The sequence below is a fragment of the Tunturiibacter psychrotolerans genome, from assembly GCF_051013365.1.
Taxonomy (GTDB): Bacteria; Acidobacteriota; Terriglobia; order Terriglobales; family Acidobacteriaceae; genus Edaphobacter; species Edaphobacter psychrotolerans_A.
The window spans coordinates 4,968,599-4,990,150 of record NZ_CP132941.1 but is presented as its reverse complement, the minus strand read 5'-3'; the positions used below and the strand labels follow the sequence as shown (position 1 = coordinate 4,990,150).

Sequence of the window (21,552 nt, the reverse complement as noted above, 5' to 3'; positions counted from 1 at the left end):
CAAAATGGGCGCAAGCTCACGATCTCAGAAAGTCAGTGACGAGTTTGTTCTTTAGATAAGCCGCATCCTCCTTCAGCCCCAAGATTGCAAATCGCTGAGCGGTGGGACTTGATCCGAGACCGCGAATCTGGGGAAAGATGAACCACATCCAGTGAGAGCGCTTCCGGCCGGCAACCAACTCGGCTCTGACCTGCTCGTAGACCGATTCTTGTGCATTGATGAATCGCTTAAGACTCCGTTCTAGGCCGACGGTTGGAAGAATGCACGTCTCTTGTAAACGCTAACTTAGATCGCTCCATTGGTGACATCTTTAGATCCCCTGATGACCTTAAGTTTCACTCAGCGATGACTCTCTTTTCGAAGGTGGCCCAAGCATTTCGATTCCACTCTACTGTGTACAACGAAGCTCTGGCAAAGTACTTCCACAACCAAGTTGACAAAGGCACTATCGGCTTACTCGATCGCTTCAAAGTCGGCGACTTACACTAGAGTTATCCAACGTGCAATCTCTAGAATGAGGTCAACTTCGTAGAAAGTACAGATCACCACAATCGAAATCGCAAGCTGGAGCGCGAATCAATTCGCGCTCGCCTTGACCACGTCGTGACCTGCCTTAAGACCCGCAAGCCGGATGTACTCTTGCTACAGGAGCTCAAGGGAACCGAATTTCCGGCCGACGTGTTCAAGAAGCTTGGATACGAGAGCGTTGCTGTAACGCACAAAGCTTATAACGGCGTCGCAATCCTATCCCGTCACCCGATATAGACGATTAGCACAGCTCTCGCCGGCGATGAGGCGGACAGCCATTCCCGCTTCATCGAATTGATAATCAAGGACCTCCGTATCGTCAACGTCTACCTCCCCAACCGGAATCCAGTGGGAGGCGAGAACTTGTAAGCGGCAAGCACCATTGAGCACGTCGGGACGCATTGTGGGATGAGGAACGAATTAGCCGTCCCTCATCTCATTCAGAAGTGTTCTCACGCCCTTCTGATGTGATAAGTCTGGTCCATAGCTACGTTCTACCCGCAACGAAACGAAGGACATTATCCTTCGCTTTACTGACTCCCACCCGGGCGTAGCGATAATCGAGATAGGGTAATGCCGTCACTAAGAACCCTGGAAGGCGGAATCGCTTATTGCAGTCGGCCAATTCTTAATGGGTATGCCGACCTAAGGCTTAGTGACTCGTGTCGTCCGTGGTCTCTCCAATGATCTTTTCTCGCGGCGCGCCCAGGAGTCTCTCTACTCTGAACTATCAGTATGGAGGACACCTAGCTTTTGTGCTTCGTTCTGGTCGAGATCGAAGGACCCTTGCTTGCCGGAAAGTACCACCCTCACCGCAACAGCGTATCGTTCAGGCTGAATTCCAACACTGTCGAACGCCTTGACCATCTCAAGTTCATCTTCAAAGCGCCGGATACTTCCATCAAAGCCCGTTCCCTCTCCCAATATCGAGCACACCGCGCGAAAAGGTTTGGGGTCTTCATCGCGAATCAGGTTCAATACAAACATAGCCATACGAATCAGATGCTTAATTCTGGCAACGTGACACCGCGTTTCTTCCGCTGTACTTTGGGCTTTTAGTTGCAAGACGAGGCTCCATCGCAATCACCCGAATAGCTCCATTGCGGATATTCGGCGCTGCACAGTGACGCCGCCATCGCTATCCAGGTCTGCCAGGTTGGGATGAAAATTGTGCTCCTACCATTCTGTAGCATACTCATAATTTCGTTGTGCCACAGCAAGAAGCATCGCTTCTGGAAAGAAGGAACTAACCATCAATAGAAAGGCGCGAAGAAGAAACGCCATCGTGAGCAAAACGAAGGAGAAATTGGCATCCGCACGGCGAGTGGCGAAGCCAGCGTTGAGGCTGCCGAGGTCTTGATCGAGGAAATAGGCCCATAGGATTTGCTGCGACTTTTGGAGTGGCTTGCCCGCACATGCTCTCCTTCGAATGCGAACTTATTCCGGCCGCCGCGGGCCCTTCGATGATGACCTGGAGAAGGTGATCTTTTTATCAAGAGGTTTGAGCTTTGGGGATCGGCCACTGATTTCATGGAAACGTCCTATCCTGAGCCAGATTGACTGAACTCGCAGGTGACTCCGATATTTAGGAAATAATTATGTTACGTACCGGACATAGGGGCGAGTTTTGCATCTTACGAGTGTGCCTTCGTAGCCGTTCTCCGTTGCTTTGAAAGTTCCGATGATTGCCATGTCGTTCTCCTTTTCGTTTCGGAGGAAGCACCTTGCCGCCTCTCGATAGCACGTTTCTGCAGGCGCAAAGGGAGTGGGTCATAGGATTTTGTTTCGCGATGAATGCGCAGAGGAAAATCCGTGTATTGACCCTAACGACCGACGCCTGCACGGTGCCCGTCGAGAGAGAGTTGGCAAAGGTGATTCGGAGACGATAAAGAGGTGAAATGGCTTTGGAGGCAAAAAAAGACAAAGCAAAAAGAAAAGATGAATGACTAGTGCGATACATTGATTCATCAGCTCAAGAAGATATGTTGGGAGACCAAAGATGCCGCACGATCAAAAACTTGCAGTGCTGAAATCACAACTGGCCGCAGCGATAAAATCGTTCGAAAAAAACGCCGATCCAGTGGGTGCGCTGCCAAGACTGTGTATCTCATTACGATCACGATAAGTGCCGTACTCACTGTCATTCTCGGCTTCAAGTGGCCACCCGAAGCTAAACATATCGATCCTAAAACCTCGCACTCATCCTAAGTGCGGTTGTGACGTTGTTGACGACGGCTGAGACGTTTTTTAATCATCGCGCTCTGTGGGTTAGGTATACCCAAACCGTAACGCAGCTTTATTCGATCAGCGATAAGCTTGATTATCTTTCGGCGGGCCAGAACGCGGACACCGAAGATAAGGATCTTGATAAGTTATTCGACGAACTTCAGCGGACATTTGCGCAGACCAATGATTTCTGGAAAAGTGAGAGGTCAGAGCAAGCCAAACCTAAGGCCGCAAAAGGAAACTAATCTGATGTCAGTGACAGCGGGCGACGAAAACACGGCGGGGCGTTAACGATAGTGACCCGGAGAGCGAACCACCTCGTCCGGGAACTTCCTCGCATAGCTGACTTTTTTGGCAGCCCGGATAAACTCATCCACCGCCTTGCGATAGCCGTGGGACCGGTGAATAATCTTCATGATCCGAGGCCTTAGAGCTGGCCTGATAGGGAATGCCTTATGCAGATTCAACCTATGCTCCTTGGCGACGGTCGGCCATGGCAGGAAGCTGATGCCACCTTTCTCGATAAGCGTGTGCTTAATCTCATCGATGGTGTTAGCACCGAATAGCCAGTCATCCGGATATCGGGAAAGAACGCGCTGTTGCTTCAGGTATTGCTCGATGAGCGCTGTCCTGTCGAATTTGTGTTCCCGGCGATAATGCGACTCTGGGAAGGTCGGTCATGACGCCCGCAAGGTCGGAGATGGAAAGCCGGTCTCTCTTCACCGTCGCCGCGATTTTGGCCGGGACGACGAAGACATATTCCTCCGCGACCCAATCAATCTGTGTCAGATCCTTGGGGAATTCCTTCCTACGGGAGGGGGGATAGCTGTATATGCCGACATCGGCCTGACCATTCAGGACAGCGTCCTCAAGCTCTTCCCAAACCCTGTCCTGCTGCCAGAAACCCTTGCCGGGATTGAGTGAGCCTTTGTCATTGATTTTGCGATAAGAACCTTCAAGTTCCTCCGCGTAGGTGAGCCACGCGTAATTGGTGGTTGCGACGGTGATATCGAAGCCGTCATTCAGTTTCGTCAGCTCCAGGTAGAAACCGTCCTTCAGACGCATAACCCCTTTCGTGAATTCGAGGAGTTTCACGCCGGCGTCAGTGAGCTTTACGCTCTTCTTTTCCTTCGGGTCGACAAGAGGGCACTCTAAAAGCGTGCTACTTTTCCCGCAAAGGAGCAAAATAGTCACATGGCCACCGATCCCATAAAGCTTCCCGACCAGCTGATACTCAAGGTCAAGGAAGCTGCGGCGAGAGAAGAAATCACCCCGGAAGAGCTGGTGCGTGATGCCGTCGAGACTCGCCTGAGCCGTGGCGAGTGGAGAAAGACCATCGAATTCGGGCAGAACAATGCCCGCGCGCGAGGTCTGAAGCCTGAGGATATAGACGCCGAGATCGCGGCCGAGCGCGCCGAACTCAAGCGGTAGACCGTGCTGCGGGTCACAGCCGACACGAACGTAATTATCAGTGCCCTGAACTTCTCGGGTAATCCCGCGCGCATCCTTGATATGGCCGAAGAGGGTTCCATCCGCCTTGTGGTATCTGACGACATCCTCGATGAAGTCGAGCGTGTGTTGCGCCGACCGAAATGCGGCTGGCCGCAGGAGCGTATAGACGATGCTATCCGCCAGATATCCGGATTCACGGAGCATGTACAGCCGACACAGCGAATCGATGTCGTCACGGAAGACCCGACAGACAATCGCATTTTGGAGTGTGCGATCGCCGGTCGGTCTCAGTACCTCGTGAGCGGAGATAAGCACTTGCTAAAGGTGGGTCAGTTCCAGGGCGTCCGGATTATCACGCCGGCGGAGTTTGTCGAGATGATGACGCAGCCAGAGCGCGGGCGATGAGGATCACACGCAGTATGCGTGTAGTCTTTATTCTCATGCGAACGGAATCCAGCGAACCCGGAGAAGGCGAAGTAGAAAAAGCCATGGCACAGGCCGTGGAAGAAACGCGCCTTTTGTACGATAGGGTGCAAGATAAAACAGCTAGTCATGATGTCAGCTGGTTTGGGAGATTGCTTCTCGGGATATTGAGAAGCGCTCTGCTGGATTATTATTCCGTTGAAGTTGGCACTAAGAACTCGGTTTATATAGCAGCTTGGGGATGCCGCAACCTCCTGGAACTGAAGGTGATTACAAAATATGTATTGGCGTCCCAAGCAAACGCGCCCGACTTCAAGCATGATCTTTTGATCGACGCGAAAGAATTTTACGACTCACTTTCAAAAGCGCATCAGGCGTCACACACGGAATACCTAAAGGTGTTAGAGGAAATGTCGAAAGATGACAATAACGAATTGAAAGACCTACTCAAATCTGCTTTTCTCGAAGAGAGCATCGAAGGCCCGGAAACTGAGACGACAGATTCTGAAGCCGACTAATGAGATGGTCCGCCGCTGTCACCCCCCGCTGAGGCGGAGGATATTAGCAGCGGTTTCAGAGGAGGATCATCGACATGCAGATTCGTTCGGTAGGCATCGACCTGGGCAAGACGACATTTCACCTTGTTGCGCTGGGAACATCGGGCAAGGTACTGGTGAAGAAGAAGTTCTCACAGAAGCAGCTGCTGGCGTTCACGGCGAACATGCAGACCTCGCTGATCGGATTGGAAGCCTGCTCCGGAGCGCATTTTCTCGGGCGAGCGTTGCGGCAGCAAGGCCATGACGTGCGGCTGATCGCAGCTCAGTTCGTGAAGCCGTTTGTGAAGTCCAACAAGAACGACTACGTCGACGCAGAGGCTATCGCCGAAGCGGTCGAGCGCAAGAACATGCGCTTCGTCCCGATCAAGACGGACGACCAGCTGGACCTGCAAGCGATCCACCGGGTTCGAGACCGGCTCGTCTCGCGGCGCACGGCGGTCATCAACCAGATACGGGCATTCCTGCTGGAACGTGGCATGGTGTTTGCGCAGAAGCCGGCGAAGCTAAAGGCAGCCATGGCAGATGTTCTCGAGAACGCAGAGAACGCGTTGACGCCGATGATGCGCAACCTGATAGGTATGCTGTGGGACGAGTGGAAGACCGTCGAACAGCAGATCGACGAGCTGACCGACAGACTCGAACAGATCGCCGCCAGCGATGCGGGTTGCTGCCGCATCCGCCAGATCCCAGGCATCGGACCTATCGTCGCGACGGCCATCGTTGCCGCCATCGGCAACGGCGCAGCGTTCCGCAAGGGACGAGACTTCGCAGCGTGGCTCGGCCTCGTTCCGCGACAGTACTCTACGGGCGGTAAGGCCAAGCTGCTGGGCATCAGCAAGCGCGGCAACATCTACCTGCGTAAGGTACTGATCCACGGCGCACGAGCCGCGGCCATGCGCATAAAACGAGATCGCTTCACGATTGGAGCCTGGATGAACGCACTGGAAGCCAGAGCGCCGCGCAACGTGCTGGTGGTCGCTATGGCGAATAAGCTCGCCCGCATCGCCTGGGCTGTGCTCTCCACCGGCGAAGACTACAGGCCCGCGGCGAGCGCAACAGCGGCATGAGATAGAGCGGAAAAGACGCCTGCGGCTTGGAAGCGCTTCACGCTCCCACTTTCCCGCTCTACGACGACGACTTTCCCACCAAGGTCTGCACAGGAACAGCAAAGACGAAAGAACAGTCACAACGGCGCATCTGCAACCTGATCCCGATAAGGGTCCTCAACGACCGACCGACTTGTAAGGACAGATGCGCAGCGGAACTCATCCTGGCCAGGAGCACGCGGCTCCATCAAAGGCCGAATACATTGCCGCAGACTTGTCTTCTCGACCAAACTAATCCTTGCAGTCACGCGGCGGACCATACATTATATAGGGAGATGATGGTGGACTTCGGTTTGAAGAAAACTGCAGGGCCGAAATTCACTCATAAACTCGCAGAACTGATAGGGCAGGAAGAGCACTTCAGTCCGATGAATAAGGTCTGCTCGAAGATAATGCACAGAACTATATTCTCAATTATCTCGACAGTCACGCCGGGCACCCTCGATGAAGTAATTCCATTGCTCGCGTTTACCAGCAACAATTACTTCTTGGCATATCGATGCCTTCAGATCGCTCCATCCAGAGCTAGAGGGGCAATTCACCTTTTGGGACTACTTCCGACAGGCTTTCGAGCACAACCGCGGGATCCGAATCGACGACTTCCTGCTTTCACCAGAGCTACAGAACCGGCTGATTGACTGCGAAATCGATAGAGGACCCCGAGCGCAGATCAAACCTTCAGACCATACCCAATCATTGTAAAACTGCGATAGTGGCGACAGACCCTTACCCCAAACGGAGTGAGCTACAAAGACGGACCTTCAGCCGCGTATGTCGGCTAGATAACCATCGTGTAGACCCAGGAAGCCTATGATGAAAAAAAGTTAGCGCAAATGCGTTGCCCCCGTGTATGTTTAGCACGCGATAGGCCGGTGCTGACCACACACGAGCTAAAACCCCTATGCCGAAACCAAACAGTAAGTACATCATTGTGGTCGATGATGAGCAGGTGATCGCCTCGACCTTGGCTATTATCTTGCGACACAACGGGTTTGAAACCGCGGCCTATACCAACCCTTTAGAGGCTTTGTATCGCGCAGGTGAAAGCTCCAGACCTGCTCATCTCGGATGTGATGATGCCCGAAATGTCAGGCCTAGAGCTTGCCATTCAACTTCAAGCTGTCTGCCCCGAATGCAAAATACTCCTGTTCTCAGGTCAGGCTCAAACCGTAGACTTACTCCAAAAAGCACGAGCACAAGGCCACAGCTTTGAGCTGCTCTCGAAACCGATACACCCCACCGACCTCCTCGATGGAATCCGATCTGCGCTTTTGCTCGCAGAGTCCTAAGACGCGGGCTGGGAAGCATTCCCAGCCCGCGTTTTTATCTCGACTAAGCAGGGTAACCGAGAGACTTTCTGGGAATTCGATGGTGGTCACAGTAGACTGTAATCTCACTACTAGCCAATAACGGACTGCCGCTTCACGGGCAAAAGAACAGAAATCGTTGTTCCGGTCCGATCGGACTGACCCCGGGTCTTGAGTTGAATTCGCCCTCCGTGCTCCTGCACAATTGTGGAACTAAGCCACAAACCAACACCAGTTCCTTTCAGTTCTTTCGTCGTAAAAAAAGCATCGAAGATCCGGGGAACATTCTCTTTAGCAATGCCAACTCCGGCATCCGCTATGGTTACTCTGGCAGCCGTCTCTTCATAATTCCTTCCGAGAAAGGCACGAGAGATCCTAAGGTGGATTGTGCCCCCCCTTTCGGAGGCGTCGATCGCGTTACGGAAAATGTTAGAAAAGACCTGACGAAGCTGAGCAGGAAACCCTTCCACACTGATGCTTGCAACCCACTCCTTCCGTACATCCAAGTTTTTTTCAGCGATTGCGCGGTTATTGAGTGCAAGAACATCTTCCATGACGCTTCTGAGATCAACCGAAATGGGGGAGGCGGACTCTCGATGGAAGGTCAGGATCTGCTTGGATATCCGGGAAACACGCGCCACTTCATCTTCTGCCGACGTGAGATATTCAGCCGCCTCTTTCGCGCCAGTCGCGGGGCTTCTCATAAGGAAAAGAAGGTTCGTAATCGCTTCCAGAGGGTTGTTGATCTCATGCGCAATCGTATGTGCCATGCGTCCCGTCGCAGCTAGACGTTCATTCATAAGCGCGGCGTGTTCTGCAAGCCGTCTTCTCGTGAGATCAGCCAGAACCAAGATACTTCCTGTGGGGTGGTCATCCAGAAATATGGGTTCTATCCTCGCTTGAACATATCGGGACCCGTGGGTAAACTCTTGGACCTTAACCTGGTCATCATGGACAAGAAGCGAAACGAGACTACCGTCAAGGAGTTCCCCGAGCATCTTGCCTTCAATGTCGGCGTAGGATAGGTCCAAAAGCTCGGCCATTGCTCGATTACAGCGCAAAATTCGTCCCGACTCGTCCAGGACGGCAACGCCTTCGCTCAAGGCATCGAATGTCGACTGCCATTGTTTCGAACGTAGTTTGGCAAGAGACTCAGCTTCATGGGTCTTGACCAAAGATCTGACGGTCGCTACAAGAACATTTGGTTCCACGGGCTGGGTTAGATATGCGTCCGCTCCGCTATCCAAAGCGTAGACTCTGCTTTCGTTGTCGACAAAAGCAGCCGAGAGCTGCAGAATGGGGATGTGGCTCGTTCGCGGGTTCGCCTTGAGACGCCGGCACACCTCGTAACCCAGAATGTCAGGCAGCTTAACATCAAGCAGAATAGCTGAGGGAATTTGCTTCGCTAGCTCCAAAGCTTCGGTCCCCGTTTCCGCTTCGACCACGTCGTATCCGGCTCGCTTTAGAGCATGTGCGACGGTATAGCGATTCGCGGGCCGGTCATCTACGACAAGAATGACGTCCTTAGCCAATTTAGACCCCAATTCCCGTCGCAATCAGAAGATCCAGCAATCCTTGAGGGCCACCCTGCTCCGTGAATGACTGCTTGGAATAGATCAAAGCATCAGAGTTCGTTAGTGCCGTTCGATCCTGTTGAGACAATACTCGAGAAGAATGCACGATCACAGGAGTCGCTCTGGATGATGCGACGCCACGTATCTCTCTCAGAACTTCAAACCCTGTCATGTCCGGCATCGCGATGTCCAAGATGACCGCGTCAGGATTATCGCTCAATATAAGTCTTACGGCTTCGCGCCCCCCATGAGCTTCGAGAACCCTGTAACCCGCCTTTGCCAAAGCACCGCCTACCAAATAACGCGTTACTTCATCATCATCGACAAGAAGGATTTTTTTAGACGGGCTGTCTTCGACGAGTTCCCGGACAGTATTGAGCAAGGTAAAAGGAGGGACAGGCTTAGCAAGAAACGCCGTGGCTCCGGCGTTTGTCGCAGACTGTGGATCATCGACGACGCTCACTACCAGAACCGGACCCGAGTATCCTAGGGTTCTTAGCTCTTCAATGTAATAGAGAGAATCCTTCTCGTCGATCAGGCGGTCTAGAACCACCAACCTCGGCTTGATCTGTTTCATTGCGATGCGGGCTTCGGGAATGTTCGCGACGAAAAAGGTGCGATAGTCGCTGTTTTTCAAAGCAGATTGATGAACAAAGCTAGTTTCACGGTTGTCTTCAACAAACAGTATTGCCGGACCAGATCCTTCTTCGATTTGCGACTGCAATTGCGCTTGGGGCTGCGATTGATCGAAGTACGCCGGAATTCTCAGTATGAAGGTGGAGCCTTGGCCCAACGTACTTTCGACATCTAATGTTCCGCCCAAAAGCCCGGCTAACCTCCTCGAGAGTGGCAAACCCAGCCCAGTACCTTTGACCTGGCTTTGGAGTTCGCCTTCGATCTGAACGAATTCTTCAAAAATTCGGCCGAGATTGTCACCTGAAATACCGATGCCCGTATCAGCGACCCGAAAGACTATCCAACCTTCAGCAGTGTGCTCCGCGGTCACATGGATATGGCCTTTGCGGGTGAATTTGAGCGCGTTGGAAATGAGATTGCGTAATACCTGAGAAACCTTGCCTTCGTCCGTAAATAACGTCGGTATATCGGGATGCGATTCAAAAATGAGGTCAAGACTATTGCCCGCTAACAGGGGTTTCAGCATACCTCGCAAGGCGCCAAAAAACTCGCTCACTTCAAACTGTCTCGGCTTCACATCAACCTTGCCCGCCTCAACCTTTGCAAGGTCGAGGAGGTCGTTGACCAACTCAGACAAGTCTGCGGCGGATCGCTGAATGAATGTCACCTGCTTCTCTTGCTCGGCTGACAGTTCACCATCCGTACGACCGATCAATAAACGGCTCAACGAGGAGATGGAGTTGAGTGGCGTTCTAAATTCGTGGGAAAGATTGGAAAGGAAACTCGTCTTGAGATCGGAAACCCGACGCAGATCGTCCGCGTGCTGCTCAAGTTCGGCATAAAGAGCGACCACACCGCGATTAGTGTCTTCCAGTTCCTGATTCAGATCCGCAAGCTGCTCTTGTTTTTCCTTGAGTTCCGCCAACGTCTTTAACAACTCCTGGTTCTGGCGCTCAATCTCATCGAAGGGATCGATGGCGTTGCCGCCGGCGAGCTTCGTCGAGATGCTTTTGACACGAGACGGAGTCACCTCGGCGGCAATAACGGGCAGCTCTTTACCACACTCGACCTCCGTGCCGATATCGGTCGAGGCTATGTGAAAATGATTCATTAGTCGCTTGGTACCGATCAAACCCATACCCAAGCCAGTTTTCGAGATATATCGGCCATCAAGAATCTCGGCCAGATTCGGTATCCCGCGTCCCTTGTCCACCACTGAAATGACGAAGACCTGCGGTTTTGACGCGGTCACGGAAAACGCGACCACACCGCCTTCGGCATAACGAAAAGCATTCCGCGCAAGCTCCGACGCAGCGGTTGCCAGACGAATTTGATCCTGATGCTCAAATCCCAGTTCGGCAGCGATATCGCGTGCGCGCTGACGCGCATGCACAACATGTCTGTCGTGCCGCAAAGGAATCGTTAGGAGAGGGAATTCATAGCGATTTTCCATGGTCAAATGCGGGTGATGAGTATTGTGACATCATCACGCTTCCTGCAAAAGTCCCTATAAAGAACGCCAGCAATAAGAGCTGGATGACGCCCAGATAGCCCGGGAAATTGATCAAAGTTCCATCGGGTTGCGAGGCCGTCGGAGTGCATGATGAGCGAGGAATCCTTGTCCCATGGGTAGGCAAACTGCTGAATCCGACCGATTGTATGACCCAGAGTACCGTTCATCGAAACCATGCTCCGGGTCTTTGAGCCTTGAAGAATCGCTCCTGAAATGTTGCCGACACCCGCGTAGTTCAGCGCGCCCTTGGTTTGGTCAATCTCAGCGATTGAGACTGCAGCCCCGCGAGTTTTAGTTAGAGCACCATGAGCGTCCGCCAGGATATGGGCTGGGGAAAAGTGGGCCGATTCTACGAAAATGCGGATCGCTTCCGCCGCCGCCTCCGCGGCGGACGGGCCATGACCTAAACCATCCGCGACTATGTAGATGCTTCGGCCAGGACTATAGACTGCATGCCACGCGTCGCCGCAGGCCGTCTCCCCCGTGATCGGCAATGACACTGCCCCCAGAGCATAATCCTTAGCAACAGCGTCAGGGGCGATTGACTCCTGAACGATCCGCGCAAATAGGGCAGTTCCATTTCCTGGGGACGAATAAATCTGGAACGCAGAGGAAAGACGAGACATCGCGCCCAGACCTTGCCCTAGCGTTCCGGCAGTGGAGAATCCGTCCTCGAGAGAACGCCCTATATCCGCAATGCCCTTCCCACGATCGAGCGCGAGCACGTCGATTCCGCTCTCCCCTTGGAAACGCCATGGATTTAACACGATTTCGCCTTGCTGGGCGTGGGTGGCGATATTTCCGGCGGCTTCCGTGACAACGATTCCGAGTTGGCCTTGCCGCAATTCACTGAATCCCATGGCGCTCGCCATCGCGACCGCCTTGCGGCGCGCATGGCCAACCTGGCTTGAGTCGCTGGAGGTTATCGGCAGCGCGATGCCCGTCATTTTTCTCATTTCCATCGGGTCACAGTGACGGTAGTTCCTTCCCCGGGAACTGTCTGGATGTCGAATTCGTTCATAAGCCGTTTACTGCCGCCAAGCCCTAATCCCATGCCGTGCTTGCTTGTGTATCCGTCGGTAAGAGCTTGCTTGATGTCAAGGATCCCGGGCCCCTTGTCCGAGAAGCTCAAGCGGATGCCCTTGCGGGCTCCTTCAACGACTTCCGCAATTTCCAGCTCCCCGCCGCCACCGTGTTCCAGAGTGTTGCGACCCAGTTCGCTGGCCGCGGTAACAACTTTCGTCAGATCCACAAGACTGAATTTTAGATCGGTAGCCCACACGCGGACCCGCTGTCTCACAAACACCACATCAGAGGAGTTCTTGATGGGGAGCTTCTCAGTTTTACTCACTGTCCCCGTCATAATCCTCGCCATCTCCGTAGGCTGTCGCTGTCTCATGGAGATATTGCATGCCCGACTCAACGTTCAGCGCCGTTCGAATACCGGGTAAAGACATCCCCAACTCCACAAGCGTGATGGCTACAGCCGGCTGCATGCCAACGACCACAGTCTGTGCATCCAGGACTCTCGCCATGGATGCAATGTTCGCCAGGGTTCGCCCAATGAAAGAGTCAACGATCTCGAGCGAGGAAATGTCGATCAGGACGCCCTTAGCGCCGACATCTGCGATCTTCGCTGTCAAATCGTCTTGCAGCGTAAGTGCGAGCTTGTCGTGCATATCGACTTGGATCGTAACAAGAAGAAAATTACCCATACGCAAGATCGGAATTCGTTCCATTACAGCTCCCGCGCGCCGGATTGTGGCGAAACGTTCACCTTGGCGACCCGCGTCACTGCCCGACCGCTGCGGTTCAATGCCAATTTGAAGGCGTCGGATAACTTAGCCTTAGTGATGACATCCTCGAGATTGATTCCGAGGTGCACAATGGTCTGCGCTATCTGCGGTCGGATTCCACTCAAAATACACTCGGCGCCCATCAAACGCGCGGCCGTAATCGTTTTCAGCAAATGCTGCGCAACGAGTGTATCCACGGTCGGTACGCCCGTAATGTCGATGATCGCGAATCGCGAGTTCGTTTGAACGATTGCCTGCAACAGCGACTCCATTACAACCTGCGTTCGTGCGCTGTCCAATGTGCCGATGAGCGGAAGTGCAACAATTCCATCCCAGAGCGTTACGACCGGAGTGGAAAGCTCGAGCATCTCTTCCTGTTGACGCGTAATAACTTGGTCGCGACCATGAATGAAACTATCTGTCGTGTGCAGCGCAAGCTTATCGATGAAGTCGCCGATCGCTGTGATCTCCGCATAGAGCTGGTCGGCGCTCTCTCCCTTTTGCTCGCGAGCGATATCGAATAAGGGAGCTTTGAGCGAGAGCACAAACAAAGCTGTTTCGGACGGAGTGAACCCCTGGACCGCGCGAGAGGCGGAGAGGGTCGCCAGAAGATCCCTTAGGGGCTGCCAAGCCGTGATGTTAGGATCGTCAAGTGATGCATCCGGCGGTGCGGCACACAGGGTCGATAGAACCTCCGCTGCTTGTGACTTGAGCTCCCGCTCGTCGATCAAATCGCGTCTACGAATTCCGCCTTTAATCCCCTGTAACCAACCATCGAGGACGGTGTCCTGCTTCTTTCGAACTGCGTCCAATACCTTTGCCATTCCTGCTCCAATCCTGCTGATAGCTAAACCGCGATTAAGCCGTTTTGATTGTACAAGATAACTACAAAATCGCTGCCAGAAGGCGAAAATGAAGGCCAAATGGCGAAAAGACTGGGTTTAGGCCAGGGACGTTCCGATATCGAGATAGGTCATCTCTGTTAGAAAAGGGAATTGTTAAATCGTACATCTCTATTGAGCGCAGAATCCGTAGGCATACCAAATGCAATCGACGAGATCCTTTCGGATCGTGATCTTTTAGACGCTTGGGATAGATCATACCGCCCTTTGAAGGGGCAACGAGATCCTGAAAACGGTTCCGCTCCTGCCTTGCGCAATCCTACTGCGTTATTGAATCGGTCCCCCATGGCTGTGTACGATTTCACGCACTATCCACAGCCCGAGTCCGTTTCCATCAGACTTGCTACTCTTAAACGATTCAAACAAAGTTCTCTGCATCGATGCCGGGATCCGGCGCCGTTGTCAGCGATGGTTATATGGCGCCAGAGCTTTGCGCGGTAATTCGAACATGCAGGCTTCCTAAGTGGGGGAGTGCCTCGATGGCGTTCATCAGAAGAGCCGCGTCCTCCCTTGCAACAGCGCTGATCCAGCCCCAAATCGCGATCGTCCTTCCCCAATCCATGCAGATGTCTGTTCTAAACTCGTATGCGCTCGAGGCTCAACAAACCGCTGTTCGGGCCCTGTATCAAGAGGCTCATGGTCAGGCGTATGCCGTCGGTGAGTATCAGATCGACAAGCTGGCAGATCCAAAACTTATCTTGCTTCCCTCGCCGATGGGTCTCACAGAGCAGGCATGGAGCGTCATAGAACAAAAAGTGCGGGAAGGATCGACATTGCTGGTCACGGGGCCGTTTGATGGCGATGCTCATCTTCATTCCACCCATCGTCAAGACGAAGTTGGCTTGCACTACACCACGGAGCCGTTGGCTCTGAGGGAGCAGAGAGTGCGCTGGCCGGGCGGCGACGATCTCTACACCTTCGGCGGTCAACTGACGACAGTGTTGATGGATGCGAGGCTCGAGGATGGAAAAGATTGGGACGAGATGCCGCTCGGAAAGGGGACCATACTCTTCTCTTCCCTTCCGTTGGAGCTGGGCGGAAATCTACAAGCGCTCGGTCGCGTTTACTCCTATGCGATGCAGAAGGCGAAGGTCTCGACGGCTTTCACAACTGCCCAGAACGATCCAGGGATTCTGATTTGCCCGACGTCCTATCCGGACGCCACCCTTTATGTTCTTACGTCCGAAACACAGAAGCGTGTGGTTGTGTTTCGAGATGTCCGAAGCGGGAAAGAGTTTTCGGGTCAGTTGGCCGCTGGACGGGCGGCTCTCCTTTTGGTGGGAACTGACGGAAAGTTGATCGCAAGCTATCACTGGTCACCCGTCGCCGAATACCAATGACCCTTGATTAAGAGCGAGGGCTGAGTGTACATGAACATGCGTTACGTTGTGGACCTGAGACAGCCGTTACAAGCCCCTAGCGGTGGCAACGCTTCCGGTTGATGGTGCACGATAACACATATATCCAGTCGTAGAGTTTGTGGTGGGAATCCCGAAGGATTTCCATTGGGTGTGAGAAGGGTGGCGAGCCGGCTTCGTGGCTTTCCAAGCTTTCCATACTATGTCTACTGGAATGGTCCGCCGCTTGTTCAACAACAAGATTATCTTGGCGGGTTAGGAGGCTTACCATGGAAATCTCAACACTCGGCATTGACCTAAGCAAGACCATCTTTCACGTTATTGAGCTGAACGCACGAAGCGAGATCGGGCTGCGGAAGAAGTTCTCTCGTAAGCAGCTTCTAGTCTTACTTCGAACCGACAACAGATGCTGATTGGAACGGAAGCTTGCGGAGGCGCGCACTACGTTGCTCGCGCCCTGCGGGAACAAGGCCATGACGTCAGGCTCATCTGGAAAGTAACTCCGTGGATTTGCCAGAGATCAAGATGGATGACCCGGAGCTGTTTATTCGCCCGAACGGTGCGTATGTACGCACGGAAGGGATGCGAGTCTCGCAATGCAGATGTTGGAACAGAAGGTCATGCCACCTTCGACCGCTCGATGTACGCAGCGGTCGGTTCGTCTTTTGCCGCTCCCAAGTGATGCCCACCAAGCCCGAGAGCTGAAACCTTAACGTCAGATTTTCCAAAGTTCCTAAGTGGCATTCCGGCGCTTGGCATAGATACCCGTTGTTCTTCTTGCGATGCCGCGACGAAGCGTTTAGATGGCTGGATAATGTGGCGCGTGTCCCAGGAGATGTGGCCGTGATGTAGAGTGGCAATCGTGATCGACCAGCGCCATGTCCCCACGCTTCGGGCCTGGTACAGGCCCGAAGCGTGAAAATCCGAGCCGCCTGCAATGATTGTCAAAAGCAAAATGGACCACCCGTCCTGATAACAATAAAGCAGACCGCATCGCTGGAAAATCCTCCTTACAGGAGGATATTTCGGGGTCTGTAAACCGGGTCTTCGATGCGGGAAGACTCTCGAGAAATGGCCTTGCTCCGTTTCTTTCGATCCACACCTGCCGAACACGGTTAGCGGGGTAGGAGCGAGAGACGCGCTAGTGATTCAAGGTCTCGCTCTGCGTGAGACTGGCGCAGATAAAGTTCCGCCTCGCGGTAACGCTGGGATATCTCATGATTCATTGAGAGTGGCTGGGGACCGTATGCACGTGCAAACCGCCGGAGCGTGTCTGTGCTGGCCTGCTCTATTAGATGACGTAACCGTAATGCACGAATTTGGGCTGTAACACAATTCAGCGGCTCCTCGTCAATTTCTCGCCCGGCAAGATCGAGGCAAGCTTCCATCATCCAGGCGTTGGCAACCATCGCTCCGAGGTGCGCGAGCGTATGTGCATCATCTCTTTTGCTTTTCCTTGCGAAGTCAACCAAACCAGCCACTCCCCCGGCCCAGCATGCCGCGGGTCCGCACGCTCCATGCCAGAAACCCGGTCGACTTAGGTACCAGCCCGGATCGCCAACAAAATCTCGCTCCGTCACTTCTGCGCCTCGAAACGTGACGGCTCCTGTCCTAGTCAAACGGAACGCCTCGGTCGTCCAGGCGGACAGATCAACTTCAATACTCTCTGAATTTCCCCGAAGATCTATATCGACGAGACGTGATTCAGGAATGGATACTGTCACGAGCGCCCGATCGACCATCCCGGTGCCACTACAGAACATCTTGCTGCCGCTGATCTGAAATCCGGAAACGGTCTTCATCAATTGCAAAGCTTTGCCCGGTATCTCCGATGCCCAGACCGCATACAAGGCCCCGGGTGCACATGGTCGACCAGCCTCTGCAAGGATGGAGACGGCATCCCAGTGCGCTTCGGCCAACTTCGCGAGGCTTAGGTCTTCACGGCCGATCTGGATCAGATGGGAGTGCCTCTCTGCCGTTTTCCCCGCTCCTGGCAATGGCAACTTTTCGACAGAGATCTCTTTCAGGCGCTCGGCTAGAAGCTCAACGTTCATGCAATCGCTCCATTATGAGCTGCAAGAGCGTCAGCGAAGCCATGCGGCGCGCGCCCAATCCGCCGACCGCTGGTGATGACTCGCAAACTTGTGTTCGAAGACCGTCGGTGCCTGCCGTGATGCAGTCTCTCCCAAAGGTCATGATCTTCAGCAGTTACGAGATTTCTCCAACCCCCTGACTCCAGATATGCATCTGCCCTGACACCAAGATTTGCTCCGTGAACATGCGGATGGGTTCCATCGGGGTGAATGAGATAAGTGCGGCGAAATAGCTCCGGCACAGAAGCTTCATGCTCGACGAAGGTGTCTACATCGACTATGCCGGCAATCGCAGCGTAACCGCATTCAGCAATGGAGATCTGCTGAGTCAGCCAATCCGCCGGCACTTCGCAATCAGCATCAGTGTTCGCAAGCCAGCATCGCTCTCGAGATCCCTTATAGCGTTCAAGTGCGATCTCAGCTGCGAGAGCGCGAGAAGTGCCAACGCACCCTGCGTTCGTCTCAATTACTAGGCCTTCATTCTTCATTAAGTCTTGAGCGACCCCTCGAGTATTGTCAGTAGAGCGGTCCACCACAATGACGATATCGCTTGTCACTCCCCTAGGAAGGTGACGGCAAGCTTGGAGAACAGATCGAAGACACCTTGGAAGAAGCTGCTCTTCGTCACGTGCTGGGATTAGTACTGCGATATGCCACTTTGCCGCGTTCATACACGCACCCAGCGATCAAGCCTGAACCTCTCATAACGTTCGGAGCGATCTAGTTGGATGTTTGGAAGAGAGAGGAGAACCTCGTGGACCTGATCGCCGTTTATGCAATGGTCAGTTGAATGGCCGAGCCAGTGAGCGGCTAATAATGTTCCAGCTTTAGGCATCGACTTTACCATGGCAGAAGAAAGCCGCATCCACTCATCCTCCGTGAAGTAATAGCCAATCTCGCTCAACACCACTAGGTCGAACCTATTCATGAGCATTCGATCTGGAAGTGAAACGCAGGCAACGTCGACGTTTTTTAAATGAGCACAACGCTTTTGAGCTCGGTTGACCGCAGACCGTGAAAAATCGATGGCCTCCACAAATCCGCAGATGCGGGCAAGAAGTTCAGTTAACACGCCGATCGAGCAACCGGGTTCAAACGCACGCGTATAACGGTTATGAGCGAGGGCAGCGATAATTGACTGGTACCGGCTCAGCTCGTATTCGCTACCTGAGAAGTCCCAGGGATCAGACCGCTCCTTGTATTTCTGTTCAAAGAAGGCTGGGGTCAACACGTATCTGCTGTCGGTTGTCATGAGATTACGTAGACCTCAAACTCTCGTTCAGCTGGTCGCAGCAGTTCCGGGGATAGTATTGGAGCGCCACCTGCGTGTTCAAACTGGGATACGTGAGCTTCTAGAGCAAATAGCTTTAACCGCCTCTCTTCCTGGGTCAACTGCAGAGAAACGAGAGGCAAACCTTCGAGCATATGTGGCACGCCGCGGTGCCAGGTCCAAAAGAGATAGAAAGCCAATTTGAGACCATGGTTCTTCGCAACCCGTGCAGCGGCGCGTCCGCACGCTTCGTGATCCGGATGGAAGTCTCTCGGCCATGGCGCGACGAGATGCATCCCAGGCGAGACATGCTCGGACAGTGATCTTTCTAAAGAGCCTTCCCACTTGGCCAGTCCGCTGTCCGGCAGTCTGAGTCTACGAATGCTCTGCTCACCCACACCGAGCCGCTCCAGAGCCTCGTTTTGCTCTCTCTTCCGTACCTTCCCTAGTCCGCGCTCGTCAGGATATGCGTTCTCACCATCACTGACGGCAACAACCGTCACAGGGATATCGTGAAGGCGCAGCTTTGCAATCATTCCTCCGACGCCAAGAGTTTCATCATCCGGATGAGGAGCTACTATGCAGGTGGGCACCAGCGGAAGAGTCCACGGCTGTAAATGGCAGAGCCCCGACAGCCACTCATCTTCCGGCGTTAGAGGAACAATGGTAGACATATTCCTAAACTTCGATGCAGAATGGCCGATTTACGATCAAAATCATTTATTTACCGGGTTGAAATGCAACACAGATAGTTCAAGGCGTTTCATAACGACACCAATGGGATCGCCGCAGACATCCATACCTTCCTCAACCCGGGTCTTGATGCCGCACAGTCAGTTATCGGGCATCTTCCTAACTACTCCCCTGCCGGATGACAGCAACAATCAAAACACGAGGCGGACGACAGTCTTCAGCCCTACCCCTCGTCTCGACATGAAGAGGCCCTCCTCAGCCTTGAGGAGGACCAGCCTGCTTGATGCGTTGCTACAGCTTCTTCTTTAGGTCATACGCCATATTCTTGTGCGCTGCCACAGCCGTCTTGCCCTTAATGACAGCGGCACGGAACTTGAGATCCTTCGTATCCTTTGCTTCCGTCGTGAATGCACTTAGCGCATTGGAGTGGTCGGTGACCATCTGGCTCATGTATTCCTTATCGAAGTCGGCGCCCGAAAGCCCATTCAGCTTGTCCAGTTCTTTTTGGTGGTCAGCGTCTGGACCGGTCGGCGGCGTCAAACCCCATGAGTCCGCAAATGGTTTCATACTTTCAGTCATCTTTGTGTGTTCGTTGACCATTTTCTCGGCGAAGGCTTTTACGGCGGGATTGGTAGCTTTTGGGTCGCTAATTGACTTATTGCGATCTCGTTTTGATCTGGTTGCGCCGCCATGGCAAGGAAGTTCTTGTCATCGTCGGTTGCCGCCTTGGCCTTGGACGGCAGTAGGATGGCTGCAAATCCTAGTACTGTGCAACACAATACTTGAGTCGTTATCTTCATTTTTGATCTCCAGATTGCGGCAAACGCCGCGCGGCTAACACCATTGTGTGAGAAACAAACTCAGACGCCGGCGTTTGTATGAACATACGAAGCCATTCGAAATCTGCGAGATTCTAACCTCTACCCCGCTCGGATCCCGGGTTACAGTGAGAGTTTTCATTTCGCTCAGGCCGCTCCCGGATCCGGGGACCCGCGACCGGGCCAAAAGATAGAGAATGTGTTTCGGCCTGCGGGGGCAACACGGCTCCTCACCGCCTTCTCACTCTTGCGAAGCGCTTCTAGAGGCAGAGATCAACGGATGATCAGTTTCTGTACTCTCCAGTAGTGTTCCAAGTAAGCCAAGCGTGATTGTGCTGCTGGGCCAGTCTCATGCCGCGCAGCGGTACGAGCACAACGATATAAGGTTTTGAACATGTGATTCCTCCTGATCGGAGATTCACCCGGGTCAGCGGCGCAATGAGCTTCTCAAACTCCAAAATCGACCCGGGCCATCCGTGAATCAGCATCAACGGTATGGCATCCGCGCGGGGAGAGCGCTGATGGATAAAATAAATCTGCTGTCCATCAATTTCCGTTGTGAATTGGTCAAACTGATTGATCTTCGCTTCTTGCGCACGCCAGTCGTAGCCGTTTTGCCAATAGTCCGCGAGTTCCCGAACCTTCTTGATGTCGACGCCGTACTCCCACGTCGTGCCCGGAAGTTGATCGGGCCATTTGGCTTCCGCCAAACGGCGGCGAAGATCGACTAGAACACGGTCGGGAACATGCATTTTGAACGGCCTGATTGGGGCAGGTTCCAGCTTCGTCGTCGCTTGAATTTGTCCGAGTGCAATTGCGGAGTGTAAAAGCAATGCGGCCAGCAGAAGCCTCCCGCACTTCCAGCCTGTCCTTTTCGCTTTCTCGAATCCAGTTTTCATCATGTTTTGCTTCAGTCATGATTCCGAGGTTCTCTCAAATGGCCCTCCTTACATCCGGCGTTCCATCCGACCGCCACGCCGTTGAGAACGACGAACAGATCCATCGGTTCCGGGTTACCTAGGAGCTGTGGAGCCGAAATATAGGAGCGGGAACTTGAACAGGACATAGATTCAGTCGTCTATCGGACCTGCATTCCATACTGCACTACCCATGAACGGCGTTCGGTTGCTAGCAATTCTGCGTTAGGTTGATATCGGACGTAACTCATCGTATCCCGCATAATCTCCGGCCTTGCGCCTTCGCGCGGCATGCAGTTGAAATGCAAAGCGAAATTTCCGAAGGTGTCTTTATCGCCGCAGTTGGCCGAGTCCGACGTTTCTCGACAACAGCTGCTGGCGAG

27 protein-coding genes are annotated in these 21,552 nt (G+C 53.4%); 9 read left to right on the top strand and 18 right to left on the bottom strand.

The features are described 5' to 3' along the window. Nucleotides 1–16: 16 nt before the first annotated feature. A complete protein-coding gene (locus tag RBB76_RS21255; protein ID WP_429634773.1) occupies nt 17–262 on the bottom strand; it encodes a DUF1810 family protein in 246 nt (81 codons plus the stop codon). Between RBB76_RS21255 and RBB76_RS21250 the strand changes: the two genes are divergently transcribed. Together RBB76_RS21250 and RBB76_RS21245 are read left to right on the top strand one after the other, a co-directional pair. Then, nucleotides 253–489: a DUF1810 family protein gene (locus RBB76_RS21250; RefSeq protein WP_429634748.1), complete on the top strand. Its 237-nt coding sequence runs from the start codon at nt 253–255 to the stop codon at nt 487–489. The genes RBB76_RS21255 and RBB76_RS21250 overlap by 10 nt on opposite strands. Before the next feature lie 114 nt (nt 490–603). After that, a complete protein-coding gene (locus tag RBB76_RS21245; RefSeq protein ID WP_429634747.1) occupies nt 604–765 on the top strand; it encodes an endonuclease/exonuclease/phosphatase family protein in 162 nt (53 codons plus the stop codon). Between the two features lie 480 nt (nt 766–1,245). Here RBB76_RS21245 and RBB76_RS21240 read toward each other — a convergent pair whose 3' ends face one another. Then, nucleotides 1,246–1,593, bottom strand: coding sequence for a hypothetical protein (locus RBB76_RS21240; RefSeq protein ID WP_429634746.1), 348 nt, complete (start codon nt 1,591–1,593; stop codon nt 1,246–1,248). 1,136 nt (nt 1,594–2,729) lie between these two features. On the opposite strand from RBB76_RS21240, the gene RBB76_RS21235 reads away from it, so the two are divergent. Next, nucleotides 2,730–2,999: an SLATT domain-containing protein gene (locus RBB76_RS21235; protein WP_429634772.1), complete on the top strand. Its 270-nt coding sequence runs from the start codon at nt 2,730–2,732 to the stop codon at nt 2,997–2,999. A 42-nt stretch (nt 3,000–3,041) separates the two neighbouring features. On the opposite strand, the gene RBB76_RS21230 is transcribed toward RBB76_RS21235, so the two are convergent. Both RBB76_RS21230 and RBB76_RS21225 read right to left on the bottom strand, forming a co-directional pair. Beyond that, a complete protein-coding gene (locus tag RBB76_RS21230) occupies nt 3,042–3,170 on the bottom strand; it encodes a hypothetical protein (RefSeq protein ID WP_429634745.1) in 129 nt (42 codons plus the stop codon). Nucleotides 3,171–3,324: 154 nt separating this feature from the next. After that, complete coding sequence (locus RBB76_RS21225) at nt 3,325–3,819, bottom strand: hypothetical protein (RefSeq protein ID WP_429634744.1); 495 nt, start codon at nt 3,817–3,819, stop codon at nt 3,325–3,327. Between the two features lie 129 nt (nt 3,820–3,948). Between RBB76_RS21225 and RBB76_RS21220 the strand changes: the two genes are divergently transcribed. The 5 genes from RBB76_RS21220 (at nt 3,949) to RBB76_RS21200 (ending at nt 7,581) form a co-directional block, all read left to right on the top strand. Further along, nucleotides 3,949–4,185 (top strand): hypothetical protein, encoded by a 237-nt coding sequence (locus RBB76_RS21220; protein WP_429634743.1) that lies wholly within the window; start codon nt 3,949–3,951, stop codon nt 4,183–4,185. A gap of 3 nt (nt 4,186–4,188) precedes the next feature. Next, nucleotides 4,189–4,611 (top strand): putative toxin-antitoxin system toxin component, PIN family, encoded by a 423-nt coding sequence (locus RBB76_RS21215; RefSeq protein ID WP_429634742.1) that lies wholly within the window; start codon nt 4,189–4,191, stop codon nt 4,609–4,611. A 14-nt stretch (nt 4,612–4,625) separates the two neighbouring features. Further along, nucleotides 4,626–5,147, top strand: a complete 522-nt coding sequence (locus tag RBB76_RS21210; protein WP_429634741.1) for a hypothetical protein — start codon at nt 4,626–4,628, stop codon at nt 5,145–5,147. Nucleotides 5,148–5,221: 74 nt separating this feature from the next. Beyond that, entirely contained in the window at nt 5,222–6,253 is a 1,032-nt protein-coding gene (locus tag RBB76_RS21205; RefSeq protein WP_433963464.1) for an IS110 family transposase, read from the top strand. Between the two features lie 1,112 nt (nt 6,254–7,365). Continuing rightward, entirely contained in the window at nt 7,366–7,581 is a 216-nt protein-coding gene (locus RBB76_RS21200; protein ID WP_429634711.1) for a hypothetical protein, read from the top strand. Between the two features lie 110 nt (nt 7,582–7,691). Here the strand turns inward: RBB76_RS21200 and RBB76_RS21195 are convergent, their stop codons facing one another. The 7 genes from RBB76_RS21195 to RBB76_RS21165 form a co-directional block, all read right to left on the bottom strand. Beyond that, the gene (locus tag RBB76_RS21195; RefSeq protein ID WP_429634708.1) at nt 7,692–9,131 is read right to left on the bottom strand and encodes an ATP-binding response regulator; all 1,440 of its coding nucleotides are present in this window, start codon (nt 9,129–9,131) and stop codon (nt 7,692–7,694) included. A gap of 1 nt (nt 9,132) precedes the next feature. Beyond that, nucleotides 9,133–11,262 (bottom strand): ATP-binding protein, encoded by a 2,130-nt coding sequence (locus tag RBB76_RS21190; RefSeq protein WP_429634707.1) that lies wholly within the window; start codon nt 11,260–11,262, stop codon nt 9,133–9,135. Nucleotides 11,263–11,264: 2 nt separating this feature from the next. Next, complete coding sequence (locus tag RBB76_RS21185; RefSeq protein WP_433963463.1) at nt 11,265–12,278, bottom strand: SpoIIE family protein phosphatase; 1,014 nt, start codon at nt 12,276–12,278, stop codon at nt 11,265–11,267. Continuing rightward, complete coding sequence (locus RBB76_RS21180) at nt 12,275–12,685, bottom strand: anti-sigma regulatory factor (RefSeq protein WP_429634705.1); 411 nt, start codon at nt 12,683–12,685, stop codon at nt 12,275–12,277. Before RBB76_RS21180 ends, RBB76_RS21185 begins: the two co-directional genes overlap by 4 nt. Next, nucleotides 12,666–13,061 (bottom strand): STAS domain-containing protein, encoded by a 396-nt coding sequence (locus RBB76_RS21175; RefSeq protein ID WP_429634704.1) that lies wholly within the window; start codon nt 13,059–13,061, stop codon nt 12,666–12,668. Before RBB76_RS21175 ends, RBB76_RS21180 begins: the two co-directional genes overlap by 20 nt. After that, nucleotides 13,061–13,942 carry an STAS domain-containing protein gene (locus RBB76_RS21170; RefSeq protein WP_429634703.1) on the bottom strand — a complete coding sequence of 294 codons (882 nt, stop codon included), beginning with the start codon at nt 13,940–13,942 and terminating at the stop codon, nt 13,061–13,063. Before RBB76_RS21170 ends, RBB76_RS21175 begins: the two co-directional genes overlap by 1 nt. 345 nt (nt 13,943–14,287) lie before the next feature. After that, on the bottom strand, nt 14,288–14,410 hold the full coding sequence (locus RBB76_RS21165) for an ATP-binding protein (protein ID WP_429634710.1): 123 nt from the start codon (nt 14,408–14,410) through the stop codon (nt 14,288–14,290). Between the two features lie 89 nt (nt 14,411–14,499). On the opposite strand from RBB76_RS21165, the gene RBB76_RS21160 reads away from it, so the two are divergent. Further along, nucleotides 14,500–15,360: a hypothetical protein gene (locus tag RBB76_RS21160; protein ID WP_429634702.1), complete on the top strand. Its 861-nt coding sequence runs from the start codon at nt 14,500–14,502 to the stop codon at nt 15,358–15,360. Between the two features lie 1,133 nt (nt 15,361–16,493). On the opposite strand, the gene RBB76_RS21155 is transcribed toward RBB76_RS21160, so the two are convergent. The 7 genes from RBB76_RS21155 to RBB76_RS21125 form a co-directional block, all read right to left on the bottom strand. Beyond that, on the bottom strand, nt 16,494–17,432 hold the full coding sequence (locus RBB76_RS21155) for a hypothetical protein (protein WP_429634701.1): 939 nt from the start codon (nt 17,430–17,432) through the stop codon (nt 16,494–16,496). Continuing rightward, nucleotides 17,429–18,142 carry a glycosyltransferase gene (locus RBB76_RS21150; RefSeq protein WP_429634700.1) on the bottom strand — a complete coding sequence of 238 codons (714 nt, stop codon included), beginning with the start codon at nt 18,140–18,142 and terminating at the stop codon, nt 17,429–17,431. Before RBB76_RS21150 ends, RBB76_RS21155 begins: the two co-directional genes overlap by 4 nt. Further along, nucleotides 18,139–18,723, bottom strand: coding sequence for an SAM-dependent methyltransferase (locus RBB76_RS21145; RefSeq protein WP_429634699.1), 585 nt, complete (start codon nt 18,721–18,723; stop codon nt 18,139–18,141). The genes RBB76_RS21150 and RBB76_RS21145 overlap by 4 nt, the downstream gene beginning before the upstream one ends. Continuing rightward, nucleotides 18,720–19,415 carry a PIG-L deacetylase family protein gene (locus RBB76_RS21140; protein WP_429634698.1) on the bottom strand — a complete coding sequence of 232 codons (696 nt, stop codon included), beginning with the start codon at nt 19,413–19,415 and terminating at the stop codon, nt 18,720–18,722. Before RBB76_RS21140 ends, RBB76_RS21145 begins: the two co-directional genes overlap by 4 nt. A 310-nt stretch (nt 19,416–19,725) precedes the next feature. Then, nucleotides 19,726–20,013: a DUF4142 domain-containing protein gene (locus tag RBB76_RS21135; protein ID WP_429634697.1), complete on the bottom strand. Its 288-nt coding sequence runs from the start codon at nt 20,011–20,013 to the stop codon at nt 19,726–19,728. A gap of 38 nt (nt 20,014–20,051) precedes the next feature. After that, nucleotides 20,052–20,234 (bottom strand): hypothetical protein, encoded by a 183-nt coding sequence (locus RBB76_RS21130; RefSeq protein WP_429634696.1) that lies wholly within the window; start codon nt 20,232–20,234, stop codon nt 20,052–20,054. A gap of 302 nt (nt 20,235–20,536) precedes the next feature. Then, nucleotides 20,537–21,154, bottom strand: a complete 618-nt coding sequence (locus tag RBB76_RS21125) for an epoxide hydrolase N-terminal domain-containing protein (RefSeq protein WP_429634695.1) — start codon at nt 21,152–21,154, stop codon at nt 20,537–20,539. Between the last annotated feature and the right edge of the window lie 398 nt (nt 21,155–21,552).

Excerpts from the sequence above, each read along its gene's own strand:
- RBB76_RS21230 (WP_429634745.1), bottom strand. The coding sequence starts at position 3,170 with ATGAAGATTATTCACCGGTCCCACGGCTATCGCAAGGCGGTGGATGAG.
- RBB76_RS21225 (WP_429634744.1), bottom strand. The coding sequence starts at position 3,819 with ATGCGTCTGAAGGACGGTTTCTACCTGGAGCTGACGAAACTGAATGAC.
- RBB76_RS21220 (WP_429634743.1), top strand. The coding sequence starts at position 3,949 with ATGGCCACCGATCCCATAAAGCTTCCCGACCAGCTGATACTCAAGGTC.
- RBB76_RS21210 (WP_429634741.1), top strand. The coding sequence starts at position 4,626 with ATGCGTGTAGTCTTTATTCTCATGCGAACGGAATCCAGCGAACCCGGA.
- RBB76_RS21205 (WP_433963464.1), top strand. The coding sequence starts at position 5,222 with ATGCAGATTCGTTCGGTAGGCATCGACCTGGGCAAGACGACATTTCAC.
- RBB76_RS21200 (WP_429634711.1), top strand. The coding sequence starts at position 7,366 with ATGATGCCCGAAATGTCAGGCCTAGAGCTTGCCATTCAACTTCAAGCT.
- RBB76_RS21190 (WP_429634707.1), bottom strand. The coding sequence starts at position 11,262 with ATGGAAAATCGCTATGAATTCCCTCTCCTAACGATTCCTTTGCGGCAC.
- RBB76_RS21185 (WP_433963463.1), bottom strand. The coding sequence starts at position 12,278 with ATGAGAAAAATGACGGGCATCGCGCTGCCGATAACCTCCAGCGACTCA.
- RBB76_RS21180 (WP_429634705.1), bottom strand. The coding sequence starts at position 12,685 with ATGACGGGGACAGTGAGTAAAACTGAGAAGCTCCCCATCAAGAACTCC.
- RBB76_RS21175 (WP_429634704.1), bottom strand. The coding sequence starts at position 13,061 with ATGGAACGAATTCCGATCTTGCGTATGGGTAATTTTCTTCTTGTTACG.
- RBB76_RS21170 (WP_429634703.1), bottom strand. The coding sequence starts at position 13,942 with ATGGCAAAGGTATTGGACGCAGTTCGAAAGAAGCAGGACACCGTCCTC.
- RBB76_RS21160 (WP_429634702.1), top strand. The coding sequence starts at position 14,500 with ATGGCGTTCATCAGAAGAGCCGCGTCCTCCCTTGCAACAGCGCTGATC.
- RBB76_RS21155 (WP_429634701.1), bottom strand. The coding sequence starts at position 17,432 with ATGAACGTTGAGCTTCTAGCCGAGCGCCTGAAAGAGATCTCTGTCGAA.
- RBB76_RS21150 (WP_429634700.1), bottom strand. The coding sequence starts at position 18,142 with ATGAACGCGGCAAAGTGGCATATCGCAGTACTAATCCCAGCACGTGAC.
- RBB76_RS21145 (WP_429634699.1), bottom strand. The coding sequence starts at position 18,723 with ATGACAACCGACAGCAGATACGTGTTGACCCCAGCCTTCTTTGAACAG.
- RBB76_RS21140 (WP_429634698.1), bottom strand. The coding sequence starts at position 19,415 with ATGTCTACCATTGTTCCTCTAACGCCGGAAGATGAGTGGCTGTCGGGG.
- RBB76_RS21135 (WP_429634697.1), bottom strand. The coding sequence starts at position 20,013 with ATGACTGAAAGTATGAAACCATTTGCGGACTCATGGGGTTTGACGCCG.
- RBB76_RS21130 (WP_429634696.1), bottom strand. The coding sequence starts at position 20,234 with ATGAAGATAACGACTCAAGTATTGTGTTGCACAGTACTAGGATTTGCA.
- RBB76_RS21125 (WP_429634695.1), bottom strand. The coding sequence starts at position 21,154 with ATGATGAAAACTGGATTCGAGAAAGCGAAAAGGACAGGCTGGAAGTGC.